At 35.3% G+C, this 19,640-nt stretch carries 25 protein-coding genes and 1 pseudogene; 24 read left to right on the top strand and 2 right to left on the bottom strand.

The window, feature by feature from the left end:
- Positions 1-48: 48 nt before the first annotated feature.
- Positions 49-144, bottom strand: a complete 96-nt coding sequence (gene prli42, locus IQI_RS21130; protein ID WP_156509805.1) for a stressosome-associated protein Prli42 — start codon at positions 142-144, stop codon at positions 49-51.
- Between the two features lie 187 nt (positions 145-331).
- Between prli42 and mce the strand changes: the two genes are divergently transcribed.
- From mce to IQI_RS02100, 15 genes are all read left to right on the top strand, one after another.
- Positions 332-751 carry a methylmalonyl-CoA epimerase gene (gene mce, locus IQI_RS02170; RefSeq protein WP_064090909.1) on the top strand — a complete coding sequence of 140 codons (420 nt, stop codon included), beginning with the start codon at positions 332-334 and terminating at the stop codon, positions 749-751.
- Positions 751-2,298, top strand: a complete 1,548-nt coding sequence (locus IQI_RS02165; RefSeq protein WP_064090910.1) for an acyl-CoA carboxylase subunit beta — start codon at positions 751-753, stop codon at positions 2,296-2,298. Before mce ends, IQI_RS02165 begins: the two co-directional genes overlap by 1 nt.
- 74 nt (positions 2,299-2,372) lie before the next feature.
- Positions 2,373-3,497, top strand: a complete 1,125-nt coding sequence (locus IQI_RS02160; protein WP_064090911.1) for a tripeptidase T — start codon at positions 2,373-2,375, stop codon at positions 3,495-3,497.
- A 132-nt stretch (positions 3,498-3,629) separates the two neighbouring features.
- Positions 3,630-4,100 (top strand): chemotaxis protein CheW, encoded by a 471-nt coding sequence (locus IQI_RS02155; protein ID WP_082892540.1) that lies wholly within the window; start codon positions 3,630-3,632, stop codon positions 4,098-4,100.
- Positions 4,101-4,121: 21 nt separating this feature from the next.
- Complete coding sequence (locus IQI_RS02150) at positions 4,122-5,381, top strand: DNA polymerase IV (protein WP_064090913.1); 1,260 nt, start codon at positions 4,122-4,124, stop codon at positions 5,379-5,381.
- A gap of 129 nt (positions 5,382-5,510) precedes the next feature.
- Positions 5,511-6,920, top strand: a complete 1,410-nt coding sequence (gndA, locus tag IQI_RS02145; RefSeq protein WP_064090914.1) for an NADP-dependent phosphogluconate dehydrogenase — start codon at positions 5,511-5,513, stop codon at positions 6,918-6,920.
- 182 nt (positions 6,921-7,102) lie between these two features.
- Entirely contained in the window at positions 7,103-7,537 is a 435-nt protein-coding gene (locus IQI_RS02140; protein WP_064090915.1) for a MarR family winged helix-turn-helix transcriptional regulator, read from the top strand.
- Positions 7,538-7,582: 45 nt separating this feature from the next.
- Entirely contained in the window at positions 7,583-8,218 is a 636-nt protein-coding gene (locus tag IQI_RS02135) for a nitroreductase family protein (RefSeq protein WP_064090916.1), read from the top strand.
- Positions 8,219-8,244: 26 nt separating this feature from the next.
- A complete protein-coding gene (locus IQI_RS02130; protein ID WP_064090917.1) occupies positions 8,245-8,541 on the top strand; it encodes a putative quinol monooxygenase in 297 nt (98 codons plus the stop codon).
- A gap of 559 nt (positions 8,542-9,100) precedes the next feature.
- On the top strand, positions 9,101-9,721 hold the full coding sequence (locus tag IQI_RS02125; protein WP_064090918.1) for a CPBP family intramembrane glutamic endopeptidase: 621 nt from the start codon (positions 9,101-9,103) through the stop codon (positions 9,719-9,721).
- Between the two features lie 76 nt (positions 9,722-9,797).
- Positions 9,798-10,109, top strand: coding sequence for a hypothetical protein (locus IQI_RS02120; protein WP_064090919.1), 312 nt, complete (start codon positions 9,798-9,800; stop codon positions 10,107-10,109).
- A 127-nt stretch (positions 10,110-10,236) separates the two neighbouring features.
- Complete coding sequence (locus tag IQI_RS02115; protein WP_064090920.1) at positions 10,237-10,458, top strand: hypothetical protein; 222 nt, start codon at positions 10,237-10,239, stop codon at positions 10,456-10,458.
- Between the two features lie 89 nt (positions 10,459-10,547).
- A complete protein-coding gene (locus IQI_RS02110; RefSeq protein WP_064090921.1) occupies positions 10,548-10,967 on the top strand; it encodes a GNAT family N-acetyltransferase in 420 nt (139 codons plus the stop codon).
- Between the two features lie 32 nt (positions 10,968-10,999).
- Complete coding sequence (locus tag IQI_RS02105; RefSeq protein ID WP_064090922.1) at positions 11,000-11,527, top strand: hypothetical protein; 528 nt, start codon at positions 11,000-11,002, stop codon at positions 11,525-11,527.
- A gap of 206 nt (positions 11,528-11,733) precedes the next feature.
- Entirely contained in the window at positions 11,734-12,132 is a 399-nt protein-coding gene (locus IQI_RS02100; protein WP_064090923.1) for a hypothetical protein, read from the top strand.
- A gap of 133 nt (positions 12,133-12,265) precedes the next feature.
- Here IQI_RS02100 and IQI_RS02095 read toward each other — a convergent pair whose 3' ends face one another.
- The gene (locus IQI_RS02095; protein ID WP_064090924.1) at positions 12,266-12,988 is read right to left on the bottom strand and encodes a 3-ketoacyl-ACP reductase; all 723 of its coding nucleotides are present in this window, start codon (positions 12,986-12,988) and stop codon (positions 12,266-12,268) included.
- Between the two features lie 466 nt (positions 12,989-13,454).
- Here IQI_RS02095 and IQI_RS02085 point away from each other — a divergent pair.
- The 9 genes and pseudogenes from IQI_RS02085 (at position 13,455) to IQI_RS02055 (ending at position 19,622) form a co-directional block, all read left to right on the top strand.
- A pseudogene (locus IQI_RS02085) lies at positions 13,455-14,021 on the top strand (ATP-binding protein).
- A gap of 109 nt (positions 14,022-14,130) precedes the next feature.
- A complete protein-coding gene (locus IQI_RS02080) occupies positions 14,131-14,553 on the top strand; it encodes a YunG family protein (protein ID WP_231893363.1) in 423 nt (140 codons plus the stop codon).
- 92 nt (positions 14,554-14,645) lie between these two features.
- Positions 14,646-15,296 carry a 2OG-Fe(II) oxygenase gene (locus IQI_RS02075; protein ID WP_064090926.1) on the top strand — a complete coding sequence of 217 codons (651 nt, stop codon included), beginning with the start codon at positions 14,646-14,648 and terminating at the stop codon, positions 15,294-15,296.
- A 171-nt stretch (positions 15,297-15,467) separates the two neighbouring features.
- A complete protein-coding gene (locus IQI_RS20480; protein ID WP_156509806.1) occupies positions 15,468-15,626 on the top strand; it encodes a hypothetical protein in 159 nt (52 codons plus the stop codon).
- 317 nt (positions 15,627-15,943) lie between these two features.
- Positions 15,944-18,022 carry a sigma-70 family RNA polymerase sigma factor gene (locus tag IQI_RS02070; protein WP_064090927.1) on the top strand — a complete coding sequence of 693 codons (2,079 nt, stop codon included), beginning with the start codon at positions 15,944-15,946 and terminating at the stop codon, positions 18,020-18,022.
- A 175-nt stretch (positions 18,023-18,197) separates the two neighbouring features.
- Entirely contained in the window at positions 18,198-18,362 is a 165-nt protein-coding gene (locus IQI_RS20475; RefSeq protein WP_156509807.1) for a hypothetical protein, read from the top strand.
- A complete protein-coding gene (locus IQI_RS20195) occupies positions 18,359-18,631 on the top strand; it encodes a GNAT family N-acetyltransferase (protein WP_082892541.1) in 273 nt (90 codons plus the stop codon). The genes IQI_RS20475 and IQI_RS20195 overlap by 4 nt, the downstream gene beginning before the upstream one ends.
- A gap of 171 nt (positions 18,632-18,802) precedes the next feature.
- Positions 18,803-19,207: a GNAT family N-acetyltransferase gene (locus IQI_RS02060; protein ID WP_064090928.1), complete on the top strand. Its 405-nt coding sequence runs from the start codon at positions 18,803-18,805 to the stop codon at positions 19,205-19,207.
- A 73-nt stretch (positions 19,208-19,280) separates the two neighbouring features.
- Entirely contained in the window at positions 19,281-19,622 is a 342-nt protein-coding gene (locus IQI_RS02055) for a hypothetical protein (RefSeq protein ID WP_064090929.1), read from the top strand.
- Positions 19,623-19,640 lie beyond the last annotated feature (18 nt).

Raw genomic sequence — 19,640 nt, 5'->3', positions numbered from 1 at the left:
AAGAATCTCCTTTGTCTTGACAATCGACAAAGGAGATTCTTTTTATTTTTATAATAGAAAAGTCAGGCCAGCTAGAAGTGTTGATGCCAGCATTGCAAATAACATAATAAACACGATAATTTTACGAATATTTTTATTACCCATAGTACCTCTCCATTTCTAATTCATAGCACTCAGCTTATTTTCTCCTATTTTATCTTGATTAATAAGAGAATACAACCATTCCACCTAAGAAAACGCTTTAATAATTCCCCACATTAGGAGGGATTTCGACAACATTTATAGAATGGTATAAGGTGTAGAACATTTCGACAACAGGGGGATGATTTTAATGAAGAAAGTAGACCATATAGGAATAGCCGTATCATCAATAGAAAATGTTCTTCCATTTTATAATGATACACTTGGGTTGAAGCTAGTAAAAGTTGAACATGTTGAGACTCAAGGTGTCAAGGTTGCTTTTTTGGATGGAGGAAATATTAAGTTAGAATTACTAGAACCCTTACATACTCAAAGTCCAATTGCGACTTTTATTGAGAAAAAAGGGGAAGGCATTCATCATATAGCATTTGGTGTAGAAGGAATTGAAGAGCGAATTCATGAATTGCAAACAAAAGGCGTTCAAATGATTAATGAGACACCTAAACCTGGAGCAGGAGGAGCAGAAGTTGCCTTTTTACATCCTAAATCTGCACATGGTGTACTCTATGAGCTTTGTGATAAAACGAACATCAAGGGGGATAAGTCATAATGGATATTTATGAAAAAATAAATGAGCTTTACGATCGAAGAAGAGAAGTAGAACTCGGTGGTGGAGATGAAAAAATCAATAAACAACATGAAAAAGGAAAACTAACTGCAAGGGAAAGAATTGATTTATTAGTAGATCAAGGCAGCTTTGTTGAACTCAATCCCTTTATCGAACACCGTTGCTCGGACTTTGGACTTGAAGGGGTAAATGGACCAGGAGACGGGGTCGTTACTGGTTACGGGAAAGTAAATGGCAACCCCATTTACTTATTTTCACAAGACTTTACTGTGTTTGGTGGGGCTCTTGGAGAAATGCATGCAAAGAAGATCTCCCACGTAATGGACTTAGCTGTGAAAAACGGGGCTCCATTTATTGGTTTAAATGATTCGGGTGGTGCAAGGATTCAAGAAGGTGTCGTTTCATTAGATGGGTATGGTCATATCTTCTATCGAAATTCTATCTACTCAGGGGTTATCCCGCAAATTTCTGTTATTATGGGGCCATGTGCCGGTGGAGCAGTCTATTCCCCTGCCATTACAGATTTTGTTTTTATGGTAGATGATACAAGTCAGATGTTTATTACTGGACCAAAAGTAATTGAAACCGTTACGGGAGAAAAAATCAGTTCAGAAGACTTAGGTGGAGCGAAAGTACATAACTCAATCAGTGGAAATGCTCATTTTAGAGGGAAAACAGAAGAAGAAGTTCTGATGGAAGTGCGAAGATTATTAAGCTACTTGCCACAAAATAACGAGGAAAAACCTCCTCGATTAGAAGTAAATGAGGAAGACGATTATCGTGAGAATTTAACAGATCTTATTCCTTTTGATGCGATTCGTCCATATGATGTACGTATTGTTATCAATGAAATTGTGGATGAGGGAAGCTTCCTCGAGGTTCAAAAGGAATTTGCTAAAAACATTGTGGTGGGATTGGCACGAATCAAGGGAGAAGTCGTTGGACTGGTTTGTAATCAACCAAAGTTCATGGCTGGAGGATTAGATATTGATTCCTCAGATAAAGCCGCTCGATTCATCCGTTTTTGTGATTCCTTTAATATTCCCCTTATCACATTTGAAGACGTAACAGGGTTCTTCCCAGGTATTAAGCAAGAGCACGGTGGAATTATTCGTCACGGGGCAAAAATCCTTTATGCATATTCGGAAGCAACTGTCCCTAAAATGACGGTGATTCTAAGAAAAGCATATGGCGGTGCCTATGTTGCTCTTAATAGTAAATCGATTGGTGCAGACTTGGTATTTGCATGGCCAAACGCTGAAATTGCGGTAATGGGTCCTCAAGGAGCAGCCAATATTATTTTTGCAAGGGAAATCGCTAACAGTGATCATCCTGAAGAGCTTCGAGAACAAAAGATTGAAGAATATAGAGAGAAGTTTGCTAATCCATACGTGGCTGCTTCAAGAGGAATGGTTGATGATGTGATCGATCCTCGCGAAACGAGAATCAAGCTTATTCAAGGGTTAGAGATGATGAGAAACAAGAAGGAAGATAGACCAAGTAAGAAGCACGGAAATATTCCGTTGTAAGTGGTCTGGTTTGTCCGACTAACCTATTCACGCTATACTATAAGAGTGAATACATACTTTTGGAGGTCACTACTATGATTAATAAAGAGCGCTTACTTAATGAATTTTTAGAATTGGTACAAATCGACTCTGAAACAAGAGAAGAAACAGAAATTGCAAAAGTGTTAAAGCGAAAATTCACTGATCTTGGAGTAGAGGTTTTTGAAGATGACACGATGGGTGAAACGGGCCATGGTGCTGGAAACCTCATTTGTACTTTGAAAGGAAATAAAGAAGGCGTAGATACCATTTACTTTACTTCTCACATGGATACAGTTGTTCCAGCTAAAGGTGTAAAACCGACATTGAAAGAGGACGGCTTTATTTATTCTGATGGTACAACAATCTTAGGTGCAGATGATAAAGCTGGTCTTGCCACGATGCTTGAAGCTGTCCAAGTAATTAAAGAAAACCAGATTTCACATGGAGACATTCAATTTATTATTACTGTTGGGGAAGAGTCAGGATTAGTAGGAGCGAAAGCATTAGATTCCTCTCTTGTAAAAGCTAAATACGGCTTTGCATTAGATAGTGATGGAGAAGTCGGAAATATTATTGTTGCTGCTCCAACTCAAGCAAAAATTAAAGCAACCATTTATGGAAAAACAGCTCATGCAGGAGTTGCTCCAGAAAAAGGTGTTTCTGCTATTACTATTGCGGCTAAAGCCATTTCTAAAATGCCACTTGGTCGAATTGATGAAGAGACAACAGCCAATATTGGTCGTTTTGAAGGCGGTAAAGCAACAAATATCGTTTGCGAGCAGGTAGACATTTTGGCAGAAGCCCGTTCCCTTGTACCTGAAAAAATGGAAGCTCAAGTGGAAAAAATGAAAGCAGCCTTCATGACTGTTGCTGAAGAAATGGGTGGTAAGGCTGAAATTGATGTACAAATTATGTATCCAGGCTTCAAATTTAAAGACGGCGATGAAGTTGTAGAAGTAGCAAAACGTGCTGCGAAGAAAATTGGTCGTCCGAGTGAGCTCCGTACTAGCGGGGGTGGAAGTGACGCTAATGTTATCGCCGGATTTGGAGTACCAACTGTAAATTTAGCTGTTGGATATGAAGAAATTCATACTAAGAGTGAAAGAATGCCTGTTGAAGAATTAAATAAATTATCTGAAATGGTTGTAGCGATCATTCAAGATGTAGCAGGAGAATAATGTAACGTGTCCATCAACAAATGTTGATGGGCATTTCTTTTAAGTTGACACGTTTTCTATTTACCTAAGCATTCTCTAATATGGTACATTAGTTATATACATAATTGAAGTTCGAGAGGGGAAGTCATAAAAATGGCAAAAGTAGTTATTTTTCATGCAGGAAAAGAGGAGTATGCTTTACCAATTGAACACGTAGTTTCCATAGAAAAGCTGGACGAAGTAAGCCCAATTCCACATTTACCAAATTTCGTGTTAGGTATTGTGAAGGTTAGAGGAGAGTTAATTCCTGTTCTTGATTTAGCTACCATACTGTACAATAAACCTTCGAATGTGGAAACAGGACAGTTCCTCCTTGTCATCCACACAGATACTCTGCAGGTCGGGTTAGTTGTAGAAGAAGCGAAAGAAATTCTGGAAGTACCAGACCATGCAGTGAAAGATGTTGGTTTGCTTGCTTATTCTAAAACAAAATATTTCTCTGGTGTGATTAATTTAGAAAACAGATTGATTACGACCATCGACCCAGATGTTTTAGTAGAAAGCTTAGAAGGTATGAAAGAAATAAAGAAATATGTTAACGAACAGAAGGCACACCAAAACTAGACATAGAAAGTCGCGGGTAGTATGAACTCACATTATCCCAAAAATGGACGAGTAATTCTTCATGTTGATATGAATAGCTTTTATGCCTCAGTAGAAATGGCTTATGATCCGTCTCTAAGAGGTAAACCTTTAGCTATTGCAGGAAATCCACAGGAAAGAAGAGGCATTATTGTAACTTGTAGCTATGAAGCAAGGAGCTATGGAGTGAAAACAACAATGCCTCTTTGGGAAGCAAAAAAACTTTGTCCTAAACTGGTTATCATGTCACCGAATTTTGACCGTTACCGTGCTGCTTCCAAAGGAATTTTCACTATCTTACGACAATACTCCGATCTTGTTGAGCCCGTCTCTATTGATGAAGGCTATGTAGATATTACGGATTCATTTGAAAAAGGTACACCCTTAGAAATTGCCTCAGCCATACAAGCCCAAATCAAAGGACAGCTTGATCTACCATGTAGCATTGGAGTTGCCCCCAATAAATTTTTAGCTAAAACAGCCTCTGATATGAAAAAACCTATGGGTATCACAGTACTAAGAAAGCGAGATATTCCTGAAAAGCTTTGGCCACTCCCCGTCATAGAAATGCACGGAATTGGAGAAAAAACCGCCGAAAAATTGAATAGTATAGGAATTTCTACTTGTTATGATCTTGCTCATGGGAACGACATTCAAATAAAATCCAAAATAGGAATAAACGGTTTACGCTTAAAGGAGAGAGCCAATGGGGTCGATCGACGTAACGTAGACCCAGAATCTATCTATGACTATAAAAGTGTAGGGAATTCTACCACTCTCCCAAAGGATACAACGAATCAAAACGAGTTACTTTCCATCATTAAAACACTATGCGCAAAAGTCTCCACTAGACTCCAACAAAAACAAGTGTTAGGAACCACTGTTCAAATTATCATTAAAAATAAGTTCAGAAAGACTATTACCCGTAGCAAAAAAATGGAAAACCCTCTGTATAAAAAAGAAGAACTATTTCAAATCGCTAAAGAATTATTTTTAAAGCACTGGGACGGAGACCCTGTAAGACTCCTGGGAGTGACTGCCCAAGAGATAGTAGAAAAAAGTGAAGCTACGGAACAATTAGATTTGTTTTCATATGAAGTGAAAGCCAAAAATGAGCCACTATATAATGTTTTAAACCAATTGCAAGATAAGTTTGGGAAGGATTCAATTTCAAAAGGTTTCCAAGGTAAAAAGAATAGAAAAAATGCAACTTATGATCCTAAAAATGACACAAGCTTTAATAAGGATTTTTTAAGAGAATGATAAAAAGTGAAAAGGGACAAGTTAATCAAGTACCTAAAGAAACTGTTTTGTTTGCAACGCATTCGTATTCTTGTTAGATTAAAATAGATTTTAAAGTACAGAATTAACAAACGAAAGGACGTTGGTTAAATGTCTAAGCAAGAAATTGGTGTAATTGGATTAGCCGTAATGGGAAAAAACCTGGCATGGAATATTGAAAGCAGAGGGTATTCTGTTAGTGTATTTAATCGATCAAGAGAAAAAACGGATGAAATGATAAATGAATCTAAAGGGAAAAAGGTAGTTCCTACATATACAATTGAAGAATTTGTTCAATCTATAGAAAAACCTCGTAAGATTTTATTAATGGTGAAAGCAGGAAACGCTACAGACGCTACCATTGATCAATTAAAGCCATTTTTAGAAAAAGGAGATATCCTTATTGATGGCGGAAATACATTCTTTGAAGATACTCGCCGTCGAAATCATGAATTAAGTGAGTTAGGTATTCACTTCATAGGGACAGGAGTATCAGGTGGAGAAGAAGGAGCCTTAACAGGTCCATCCATTATGCCTGGAGGACAAAAAGAAGCCTATGAACTTGTCTCTCCAATCTTAAAAGATATTGCAGCCAAAGTAGATGGAGAACCGTGTACAACTTATATCGGTCCTGATGGTGCTGGTCACTATGTAAAAATGGTGCACAACGGTATAGAATACGGAGATATGCAACTCATTGCAGAATCCTATTTTCTAATGAAGAATGTTCTCGGATTCAGTGCAGAAGAATTGCATGAGGTTTTTGCAGAGTGGAATAAAGGCGAGCTTGATAGTTATTTAATTGAAATCACTGCTGACATCTTTACTAAAAAAGATGACGAAACAGGTAAGCCTATGGTAGATGTTATCCTTGACAAAGCCGGCCAAAAAGGAACTGGGAAATGGACAAGTCAAAGTGCTTTAGATTTAGGCGTGTCTTTACCGATTATTACTGAATCAGTCTTTGCCCGCTTTATTTCTGCTATTAAGGATGAACGTGTTAAGGCTAGTAATATGCTTAAAGGTCCAGACACAGAACCTTTTGCAGGAGATAAAAAAGCTATTGTTGAATCAATAAGAAAAGCATTATACATGAGTAAAATCTGTTCATATGCACAAGGGTTTGCTCAAATGCGCTCAGCATCTGATGAGTATAAATGGGATCTCCAATATGGAGATATTGCCATGATCTTCAGAGGCGGCTGTATTATCCGTGCTCAGTTCCTGCAAAAAATAAAAGAAGCATACGATCGGGAGCCAATGCTAAATAACTTACTCTTAGATACGTACTTCAAAGAAATTGTAGAAAGCTATCAATATGCTCTTCGTGAAGTGATTAGTGTAGCTGTTCAGAACGGTGTTCCAGTACCGGGATTCTCAGCCGCTTTATCCTATTACGATAGCTACCGGACAGAAACACTACCTGCCAATCTCATTCAAGCTCAACGAGACTACTTCGGTGCACATACTTATGAGCGTGTAGACAAGGAAGGTATTTTCCATACTGAATGGATGAAATAAAAATAATGTAATTCCCCCTGCTCCATATGTGAGTAGGGGGGTTTTTATATAGAATAAAAGGTGGATGTTTATTGATGCATCAAGCAATTAAGGTTATTTGTTTGACATTGAATTCAACCTGTAATATATTAATTGACGAGTCAACTATTGACCCATCAATTAAATAAGAGAAAGGTGATGCTTTGTCTCATTCGTGTCGTGAAGAAGAAAAGATAATCGTTCAATTGAACAATATATATAAGCAAATGAGCCCAAAGTTTGAGCGCTGTACGGGGATTAGTCAGTCACGCTTAGATCTTTTGCATAAATTGTTTGAAGTAGAAGAAATCAGTCAGACTGCCCTTCAAAGACAAGTCAATATTGACAGTGCGGCTGTGACAAGACATCTTAAACAGCTCGAAGGAAAAGGCATGGTATCCCGCCGTAAAAATCCTGATGACAACCGATTCACATTTGTTCGATTAACAAATGAAGGTCGTAAGAAGATAGAAGCTTACCGTGAAGAGAAAGAAATTTTTATTTCTAAGGTTTTTAAAAGCTTTACGAAAGAAGAACGTTCAGTATTATCGGAGATGCTAAACCGCATTCAGGATAATGTACAGGATATTGAAAATTAGGTATTGAACTACAACTATAGACAACACAAAAAAGGAGAATGCAATATGAATCAAACAAAAATCAATGACTTTCACGAAATTATTACAGGTCGCCGTTCGATCCGTAACTATGACCCAAATGTAAAGATCAGTAAAGAAGAAATGACTGAAATACTTAAGGAGGCAACTCTTGCACCATCTTCTGTTAACCTACAACCTTGGCGCTTTGTTGTCATCGATAGCCCAGAAGGAAAAGAAACGCTTGCACCTCTTGCTAAGTTCAATCAAACTCAAGTGCAAACCTCTTCAGCTGTGATTGCTGTTTTCGCGGACATGAACAGTCTTGATTATGCAGATGAAATTTATAATAAAGCTGTGGAAGAAGGATATATGCCTGCTGAAGTAAGAGATAGACAGCTTCCTGGAATTAAAGGGATATTAGAAAGCATGCCAGTTGAGCAGCTAAGAGAAATGAACCTGATTGATGGTGGATTAGTTTCTATGCAATTAATGCTAGCAGCTCGAGCACACGGATACGATACAAATCCAATTGGTGGGTATGAAAAGGATCAAATTGCTGAAGCGTATGGAATGGACAAGAAACGCTACTACCCAGTAATGCTCATATCAATCGGGAAAGCAGCGGAAGCAGGTTATAAATCAGTTCGTTTACCAATTGAAACGATTGCTGAGTGGAAATAAAATTTTAGAAATGAGGAATAGTCGCAATGATCATTATTCATGCAGGTTTTCATATTAATCCAGTTAAAGAAGAAGCATTTCTAAATGAGGTTCACTCATTAATAGCTGCTTCGAGAGCAGAAGAAGGAAATATTTCTTATGATCTTATGAAAGATACAGAAAAAGACAATGTTTACACCATGGTCGAAGTATGGAAGGATGAAGCTGCTGTTGAGAGTCATAATACAAGCGAGCACTTTTCCTCATTTGTAAGGAAAGCACCTGAGTATTTAGCAGCACCATTAGATGTGAAGACTTATGAAGGAAACAAGTTGGAAAAATAAATAGTTTAAAGGCTCATTATTTTTTATTGGAGAAATATCAAATGAAATCGAGTGTGAAACCGTAAAGGTTCACACTCGATTTTTTTGTTAATAAAAGTATAAGGGTCTGGATCGGTGAAATTTAATACGATTTACAGAAGTGTGATTTCATTTAAAGTTTATGTAAGAAAATACGCTAAAAAGGTAAATTATGTTAAAATTATTGATGGTAGATTAATAAAATTAAAGGGGTATCACAATAGGAGGGGATGATTTTTGAGTAAAGAAATTGTTTTCATTATCTTTCTTCCTTTTTCATGACCTGGCTATTTTCCTTGTTTTATTCAGGCATAGATGCCTGGTAGACAGTATATAAAGTAACTGAAAGGGACGAGGGCTTACTCATTGTAAAACTTTCTTTTATGAAGGTAGTGATAGGAGCTGTAGTATCATTTTTATTTTTCATTTAACACTTTTCTTTAAACAACAGTAATACAAAAAATATTAAACTAATGGGAAGCTTTTCTTGAAAAAAGATGTGTGTTATACCCGTTTTTATTTATCTATAGGGGGAACTGTTGTGAAGTATAATATCGGTTTAATACTTTATTTTATATTCGCCATGTCTACTGGATTTGTGATCAACCAGCTTTCGGTTATTCACTCTGACTTTTCACAGATTGAAACATTTGTATGGCTTTCATCATTCTTGATACTAACATTTTTCTTTAAATCAACTCGAGAGATTATCACTCCGTTAATAGATTTCAAGGTTTTAAAGAAACCATCCTCTTACTTTTATATTATTATGACACTAATCCTGTCATATACCTTACAAACGGTTTGTTTACACTACGAGATACTATTAGATGAAAATCTGGTGAATAGTTACAAGTATAGTCTATTAATAGGTGAAGATATTGTAGGAGTAATAGACAGCACGCTATTCACTCCAATTTGGGAAGAAATATTTTTTAGAGGAGTTCTGTTATTCCTATTTTTAAAATTCCTAAAACCCTCTATGGCAATAATGTTATCTTCTGCAATTTTCTCATTGTTTCATCCTATGTATTGGATCATTACTTTTCTTTCAGGGATTCTTCTAGGAGTAACCACATATAAAACGAGATCATTGATTCCATCAATAATAACTCATTCTATATGGAATCTATATACATCAAAGCTGTTTTTATATTTCTAATCTATTTGATTGAATTTTCTGTACATATGAAACTTTTTAACTTTATTTACGTAGAAATAATAAGAGGTGATGTTAAATGAACAAACTTATTGTAGGATCACTAATCTCTTCTATGGCAATTGCTTTCATCGTTTGGATAGGGAGTATGGTCTTTTCTTTTTCATATGGGGAATGGAGCTTTTTTATTGGTCTTGGATTATCTGTTGTGCTTTTCTTTTTTAACAGTAGTGGAGGAGCTTTATCAAAAGGAGCCACTTTGGAAGCAAGTGAGGCTGGATGGAAAATTCAAAAAGACAATGAATTAAAAGCAAATGTCGGAGTCTTCTTTTATGGGTCGGTTCTTTTTACGGTAATCAGTTTTATTGTCATGATGATTGCTTATTTATGATATCTTTCATTTAAAAAGCGTGAGTTGAAGATTGGTTTACTAATCTTCAGCTTTTCATTCTATATAGAGGAATAATTGTAAAAATTCAAATGAAATTGTACGTCAATTAATAAAGGAGATACATATTATGCAGAAGTTAAGTTTGGGAGTTATGGCCATTGGGTTTATTGCAGCAATAATCCTTAATTTCACATATAGCCATGATGCTACAAAGTTATGTGCCTGGTTAGGTACGGTTTTAGGAATATGTTTACTGTATATACATAGTAAAAAGGAAAAACATAAAAGAAACTTTATATTTTTTCTAGTGTGCTTCTTATTCTCTTTAACCGGTGTCTTCTTTATATAAGAAAAGTAGTTAAGTTCCTGATATTGTTGAGGATAGCTGAATGAATAACGATCTTTTCTCTTATGGAGAACACTTTAAGGTGGGATAAAATGAATATTGAAATACAAGATGATCTTTTCATTGAAGATATAGAGGGAGTGAAGGAAGTATATCACTCAGTAGGATGGATGAAGCACACGAATGATGTGATTAAGCAGGTTTTTGATGCAAGTAATGTCAAAGTGATTGTTAAATCTAATAATCGTATCGTGGGAATTGGAAGAGCGATTTCAGACGGAGTATTTAATGCAGCCATTTATGATATAGTCGTGCATAAAGAATTTCAAAAAGCAGGTATTGCCAAATATATATTAAATCATTTACTAGGAGAACTCAGCAATGTTTCCTGTGTTCACTTGATCTCCACTTCTGGTAACGAAGGATTTTACAGGAAACTGGGATTTAGAAAAGTGAAAACCGGTATGGCAAGATATTTAAGTAGTGGTCTCCATGATGAATACCTTGAATAGTAAATTAGTAATAAAAGAGGGAGTGATTAATAATGAAGCGGATATTCATCATTGTACTTGGCTTAATCTTGATTGCATGTTCCAATCAAAAAACGTTTGAGCTTCCAGTAGAGGAATATCCGAAAACATTCACTCAAGAGGTAAATGAACTACCAAAAGAAAACCAAGAAAAAATGAAAGTTCCTACCAAATTTCCATTTAAGGTAGAATATAAGAATTTTTCTAAAGATCAAATGAGAAATGGAAAGGTTCTCTTAACGGCTGTTGATTTTTCTCATGTTGATGCAAAGCATAAAGATAGGATAAATATTCATTTTACAACAATGCATACTGAAAACTTAGAAACAAATATTGATACTAATCAAATGATTGATTTAAACGATGAGATAAAAGCGAAAATCAAAAAAGATGAGGATCATTCAAAGATTATCGAGTGGACGGATAAAGACAATATTACTCATAATTTAGGTATGATGACTTCCGATTACCATGAGCCTATCAGCCTTCAGCAGTTAGTAATAATGGCGAATTCATTGATGAAAGTGTCTTTAAACAAATAATAAATGTCATAGAACGTAAGGTTCCTCCGATTCAAATAGAAAGATAGTTTGTATGATTTTGTATGATAATCGATTGATTTATTCACAGGGGTTATCAGAAATAGGATGGAGGCTCCCCTTTTTTGAAATGAATGATTAAGCGAACTGGTATTAAGTAAAAGAATAAAAGCGGATGAATCATTTGTGAAAACGTAAACGGAGGTAATATGAAAAGAAAAATAATCATTTTGGCAATGGCATTCCTTATTTGTACCTTCATTTATTCAATGTTCAATAACGGATTTTCAGAAATTGAAAGTATTGTAATACAAAAATATGATGAACCATTTGAAAAAGAAATGCAAACAGTAGATAAAGAAGAGATCGGGACTGTTAGTGGAATACTAAATCGTTCAAACCATATTGTGTTTACGCGATACGAGTTTGCAAGTGAACCAGAATATAAGATTCAATTAATCTACCTAGACAAAACCAGAGAAGAATTATATTTTCACGAAAATTTCTCCAATAATACAACATTGATCGCGAGTAACCTGGGTGAATATTACAAAATTAATAATAAACAAACCAAGATAATTTTAGACCTATTATTAAAGGAAAAATAACGATTGAAGAATGTGAAAGGCTCAGAGTTAACTCAGAGCCTTTCTGACTTTACTTTTAAATCAAGTTAAACGTGGGTGTGGACTTCTGTTCCAATCAACTTACTATTTAAATCCACAATAGGAGTTTCTTTTTCTAAAATGGATTCGTTGCCCACTGAAGAGATTGTTTAATAAAGATACGCGGGTGTAATTTTAGTTGAGAAACCATGTACTCAGCCAAATCTTCAGGCTGCATGTATTTTTCTTTGTCTACCTCATCGAGATTGTCCCCAAAGGTTAGGTTCGTTGCAACAAGACTAGGGTTAAGTGTCATTACCCGGATGTTGTTTTTACGAACTTCCTGCATCAATGCTTCTGTCATGCCTTGAATGGCAAATTTAGATCCACTGTATGCTGTACTTTTTGCTGTACCTTTTAACCCGCTGCTGGAGGATATATTGATAATATCACCTCGGTTTTTCTTGATTAACTGAGGCAACACGGCATGTGTAACATGATATGTTCCGAAAACATTCACTTCAAAGGTTTTCTTCCATTCTTCCGGTTCCATTTCTAAAAATAATCCGTACTTTCCGATTCCTGCATTATTAATCAAAATATCTGCTGGTCCAAGTTCAAATTCTAGTTTTGAAATAGCCTCATTCACTTGTTCCATATCTGAGATGTCAGTGACAGCCACACTCGCATTGACTCCCATTGCCCTTGCTTCAAGTGCAACTTCTTCCAGGGCACTCTTTGAACGGGCTATTAAGCCAACATGAACGCCTTCCTTGGCAAGCTCTAATGCTACTGCTTTTCCGATACCCCGAGAAGCACCAGTTATATAAGCGGTTTTTCCATTAATCGATTGTGCCATCATTCTTCACCCTTTCCATTCCTAATTCTATCGTAAGTGTAAGGTTATAGAGAGAGAGAAGCAAATGTTAGCGTTGAAACTTACTCACTCGGCTGAAATGAATTGAAACAAAGTATACGAAAAAGAGCTAACAAAAATTAATGATTGAGTTAATGGTAGAAATTTGAAATAATTGGTATTTAGATGAAGACAATGAAAAAAGTAGTTTAATAGTTTGGGAGATATCATCAACGTATCCCATTCATGTAAATGAAAATGGAAGTACATATAGTATCAAACTCTGAGGGGAACGGCATAGACTCCTGCGGTAATATGGACGTGCCGAGCCCCCAAAAGCTAGCTGCAAGCGGAGCAGTTCCCCTCGCCATCTTGCGCAGACTCGTTAACAGAGAGTTAGGGGATCATTGTTTTAAAACAACAATCTTTGTGAAAATAGCAAAATAAACTAGACAAATGAGGTGTCTGGATGAATAGGTTCGTGATTATAACAGTCGGTAAAACCCATAGCGGAAAAACAACATTTGCAAAAAAATTAGAAAAACAGCTGTGTAACTCTATTGTCATTGACCAGGATAACCATGCTGAATTTATCAATACCTTTTACAAAAAGCTACTTCCAAAGCATGGACCTAATACAATCAAATAGGCTGTCACTCAAACCATTGTTGATTATGCAGTAAAAGAGACAGACCATCATCTCATTATTTGCAATTCTAATAGAAATCGTAGAGGTCGTTTGAAGCTTTTAGACCAATTTTACAGCAAAGGATTTATCAGTATCCTCGTTCATTTTGATGTTCCAGATCATATTCTTAAAGCCCGAATAGCCAACAGTAACCGAAGTACAGCTGTATTTAGGACTGCATCTACTTTTGATGAAGTTCTTATTCGACAACAGGATGAGTCTTATAAAGAGAACGTGATAGACCCTGTGGCAGGGGAAGCGGACCATTTATTTGTTATTAAAAAGGAAGATGATGTTGAGTCTGTTATGCAGGAAATCATTAATATAGCTCATTGTGTTCAGAAGTAACTTAATGTAAAAATAATGTACCCCAGCTTTCATGGGCAGAAGGGGAGCTCCTCACTGCTTGAATCCAATCAATTTTTTTAGAAAATCACTTTGAAAATGGAGCATGTTTATGGAAAAGAATGAACAAACACAAATAGAAAAATTGCTTTTAATTTTATCAAAATCCTGGTCTACAGAATCAAGCTCAAAATGGAGTCATAATAACCCCGCAAAAGGACAATGCGGAGTAACTACCTTAGTGATTAATGATATTTTGGGTGGGGAAATACGGAAAACAAAGCTGTCTGCCGGATGGCATTTTTATAATATTATTAATGGTAGTCGATATGATTTTACAGCATCGCAATTTAACGAAAACATAAAGTATATGGATATCCTTTCAACCAGAGAAGAAGCTTTTTCAGATACTAATCAAAAACAATATGTTTATTTAAAAGAAAGTGTACAAAAGAAATACAAAATGAACGAAAATAATGATAGAAATAAATCACATCAAGGAGTAAAATATAAAAATCAGTATAAAAACAACTGATAATAGACATTTAGAAATAGAATCACAGTCCACTAGCTTTAAAATTCTTATTATTCACAAGATTAAAAATAAAAGGTAGAGGGAAGTTAAAAATGGATACAAATGAATTATCGATTAAAGAACAAACTATTTTTCATCACACGGGTAATAAAATTAAAACGGACGATCGAGAAGTGAACATCATTGCTAGATTTGAAGAGCCACTCATCGTCATTTTAGGAAACGTGTTAAGCCATGAAGAATGTGATGAACTTATAAGATTGTCTAAAGAACGTATGCTCCGTTCAAAAATTGGAAATACGCGTGAAGTTGATGACCTTAGATCAAGTAGTAGTATGTTTTTTAATGAAGGCGAACATGATGTTGTTGATAGGATTGAAAGAAGAATATCTCAAATTATGAATATACCTGTTGAACATGGAGAAGGTATTCAAATCCTGAATTATAAAGTTGGACAAGAGTATAAAGCTCATTTTGATTTTTTCTCTGCATCCGTTAAGCCAGTGAGTAACCCCAGAATTAGTACACTCGTCTTGTACTTAAATGATGTTGAAGAAGGTGGGGAAACGTTCTTTCCGAAACTGAATTTATCAGTGTCTCCACAAAAGGGAATGGCAGTTTATTTCGAATATTTTTATGATGATCAAACCCTAAATGAGTTAACGTTACATGGTGGTGCACCAGTTATAATAGGAGATAAATGGGCAGCAACACAATGGATGAGAAGAAAAAAATTTAAATAATATAGGGTAGTAAAGCTAAGAAGCATATCTTTCAGAAGGTAGGCTTCCTTTTTTGTTGGAATTAAGTGGAGTACTTAGTGAATGGTGGAATTTTTGAAACTTATATTCAACTAAACCCGTATGTATAGATAATAAGGTTGAAAATAACTAAACGAACAGGAGGATGACGAAATGGAAATGTTCGGTCTATTTGGAATTATCATTTCTTTCTTACCTTTTATTCTAGCAATTCTAGTGATTAGATGGATTTTTTACATTAAAAAAAATTCTGATGAACTTGTAAGGCAAAATAATGAAATGATCGCTTTACTGAAACGAAATAGATCATAATCATCGATAAGAACATATGAAACCGCAAATGTTAGTAAATATTTGGAGGATGGATGGTCTTACACGGGATTCATTCTATTTTTAAACCCAATGGAACAATTGGAACAACATGAAAATAAATATTTCTCTTTATAATTAAAGTATTAAATTAAATGGATTAATATGGTAATATTGGTTCGGATAGAGTTGTATGGTTCTAGCCTTTTTTTAAAACTCTCATATCTATTCTTTAATCGATTCTACAAAATCCGTACACTATAAATTTTTGGAATATTAAATTATTAGTATATCTTTTTTAAAAAGGAAGGAAGGCAGATATGATTACAGCAGAAACAGATCCTTTTTTGGTCAGTAAAATGAGAGAAAAGGACACTGAATCAATTATAAGTTGGTTTCAACAACATCAAAAATCCTTATATATTCTCGGAATGATGTATTTGAGGACGAATAAGGAAATAGAGGATGTTTTTTATCGTTCCATAGTAAAAATATATGATGAAAGGAAACATGTAAAAAAAGAAACCTCTTTTGATTCTTGGGTTACCTCCATTTTTATTACGATTTGTCGAGAGTATTCTAGTGATAAAAAGCCGAGTTTACTAGCTTTAAAGAAAGATGAAGAGCATCAGAACATATTTTATGCTTTAGACCAATTAGAAGCTCAACAAAAAGAAGCGATTGTATTAGCGTACCTATCAGAATTTTCGTTGGAGGAAGCAGCAAAGGTTCTTCAAATTTCAATGGATACTGTAAAAACTCAATTGTTTTCTGGTATTCAGCTGCTTAAAGAAAAAATGAAATATGATGAAATTTTGGTAGGCTGTAAGGAATATCATCCTTTTTATATCGATTATTTAAGGAGAACAATCGATAGAACACAGAAGGTTGAATTTGAGATGCATATTTATCATTGTCACGGTTGTCAAGATGATTTGGCCACTTTTCAGGAGGTAACCTTACGCCTAAGAGAAGTGCACGATGACATTAGTCTACCACCTCAATTCCTGGAAAAAGTAAAGGACAGAGTAGTTGAAACAGAAATGAAGCGGGCAAAGAAAAACAAGAAGAGAAAATCCATCGGTCTTGCATTTGCTAGCATCTTAACGTTAATGATCTGTACAGGATTTGTGACCAATAGCTTTTCAAATGTTTACTATTCATGGGTGGACTGGCGTAATCAAGAAGATGAGCAATTGCGTTTCTTTCTTCAAAATGAATTAGGAGAACGACTTAATTTGGAAGAGGTAAGCAATGGGGTGAAGGTAAGGATTAAAAGTGCCATCGCCGATGATGTTCAGACGCTGATATATTATGAAATAGAAGATACAAATGAAGATAATCGATACATGATGAGTCAATATGAAGGTTTAGAAATAGAAAATGAGATTTACGTGATGAGTAGAATAGCGCAACCTAGATACTCCCCTCCAGTGGACCAAAAAAAGGTACATAATGAAGCCAAAAATATTTATAAGGGAACAATCAGTCTCTTACCAATTGCAGAAGATAGGGACACAATCCAATTAAACCTTTCACGTCTTCAAAAATTGCCTCAGGATTTACAAAATGGGGGACCTTATGGGGAGGTTGAATTTGCTGAAGGGGAGTGGAGTTTTGATATTCCTGTAACCAAACACCCTTCAATTGAACATGAATTGGATATGGAAACTAAAATAGATGGAATTCCCATCAGATTTGAAAAACTGACCATTGCCCCAACCGTTACGCTCCTTCAATATAGCTTTCAAAGTATGGAAGCAAAGAAGAGAATTGAAATGATTAACTTTGATAGTCTTGAAACAAATAATAAAAAAGTAGAAGCTGATTTATTTGGAGGAAATAGGTATATGGATTCTTTCCAAGAAGATTGGAGGTCCCTCCAGGCCAGCTTTGAAACTTTATATTTAGAAGAGCCAGAAGAAGTTAAAGTGCGATTTGGATCTATTCATTTAACAATTGAGGACCATAAAACGATCGAGGTTAATCCTTCTAAGGATTACCCACAAACGTTTGAATATGTTGGAAATACCATTTCCATTGACAAGGTACTTACAGGGAGTCCGGGGAAAATAGTCCTAACCCATGATGTGTCCAAAGATCGTGTGTATGAATCTGTCCATTTTCAAGTAATAAACAATGACAATCAGGAAATTGTCTCAATTGGGATAAGTGGCGGAGATGGAGTGTTGATGGACAAAAACGGAAAAAAATATAAAATCGGAGAAATTCAATATCCTTTTGATCAAATTGAGCATCCGCGCTATTTTGAAACAAAACAAGAAATAGAATTATATAATGATACTACTGGAGAAGATGTCATTCCTAAGAAGCTTGAAATCCGAGGCTATAATACAACAAAGTATGTGGATGATACGGTAAATATTTTATTAGATTAATAGGTATAGATGACAATTTAGTTTCTTGATGAACGACGAACTTCTTTTTTTAAGCGAGATTCTAATTAATACGATTGAGTTTCTATGAGTTGTGGTCGTATTGTTCTGATTTCAAGTAATTTGATAGTACGAAGAAAGATGTTAATAGTTGATCTTTAATCTTGGAGGGTAATAAATGAATTTGGAGCTAAGGGAAATAGATGTTGATAATTGGAATGAGTGCGTACAATTATCAGTATCTGATCATCAAAAGGGGTTTGTAGCAGATAACTGTTACTCATTATTGCAGTCGAAATTTACTGATGGGCTATACCCACTTTCTATGATCAAGGGTCAATGATTGGATTTTTAATGTATGGTGTAGATTCAGAAACAAATCGAATGGAAATGAGTCGATTAATGATAGATCAACACTTTCAGGGGAGAGGTTATGGAAAGCAAGCTACAAAACAACTCTTAGAACATATCATCAATACATACGGTGGAATTGAATTTTACACCAGTGCAGAACCGGAAAACGTTAATGCAATAAAGTTATATGAAAGCCTGGGTTTTAAAAAAACGGGTGAAATAATGTGGGATGAGGTTGTATTGAAAATCCAACTATAGCATTAACAATTAAGTGAAGGGTTATGAGGAATATATTTGAGGTTGTAGTCGTATTAAATCTATACATATTGAATATAACCTTCATCCATTCGAAACTAAAGATCAAATAGCTGCAAAGTAATGGTAATGACTTGGGCATGATCGTTGAATATTTTGCGGAGGTTGTAACAAATGGAATTTAAAATAATTGAAGCACTTAATATAGATCAAATAAAACAACTAACTGAAATGTTTCAATTGGAATGGTGGACGAAGGGACGGAAATTTGAAGAGGTCCAATGTATGATAGACCATTCCGATGTTATTGTAGCTTTTGTTAAAGACAAAGAGCTAATAGCATTTGCACGTGTACTGACTGATTTCGTATATAAAGCATTCATTTTTGATGTTATGGTAAAGCCTTCATACCGTGATGCCGATTTAGGTAAGAAATTAATGTATCTAATGATAAACCACTCAAAATTAGTGAATGTACAGCATTTTGAGTTATATTGTCGACCTGAAATGAAACCATTTTATGAAAAGTGGGGGTTTACTAATGATTTAGGTGAGCTGTGTTTTATGAGACGTGGATAGCTCGTCGTTCTATTCATTTTAAGGGGTGCAAACATCTTCAGTAAGTAGACCTTGCAGATGAAAGGAGATTAAAGTGAAGTATCAATTAATGGCAGTTTCAATTTTCTCACTGGCAATAGCGATTGTCATTGGCAGTTGGTTCGTATCAAAAGAATTAAATCGAAATGTACAAGTGGTTATGGATAAAGGGGTAGATGAAGAAATAACCCAAGAAAAACAATTATTAACTCAGTCTGAATTAGGAAGCTACCTAGGGGTTACTGATGAGGAATTACAGATGATCCTTCCCCGTATAGACGAGAATATTACAACAAGTTCAATCCCATATATAAAAATTGGAACGGAATTTTATTTCCCTGTAAAAGCAATTGATAAATGGTTGCTGGAAACAGAAGCAATCATGTTCTCACGCTAATAGAATGTGGGCTCTCTT

Origin of the sequence: Rossellomorea aquimaris TF-12 (genome assembly GCF_001648555.1) — a bacterium.
Lineage (GTDB): Bacteria > Bacillota > Bacilli > Bacillales > Bacillaceae_B > Rossellomorea > Rossellomorea aquimaris.
The sequence above is the reverse complement of the archived record's forward strand: the minus strand, read 5'-3'. Positions and strand labels throughout refer to the sequence as shown.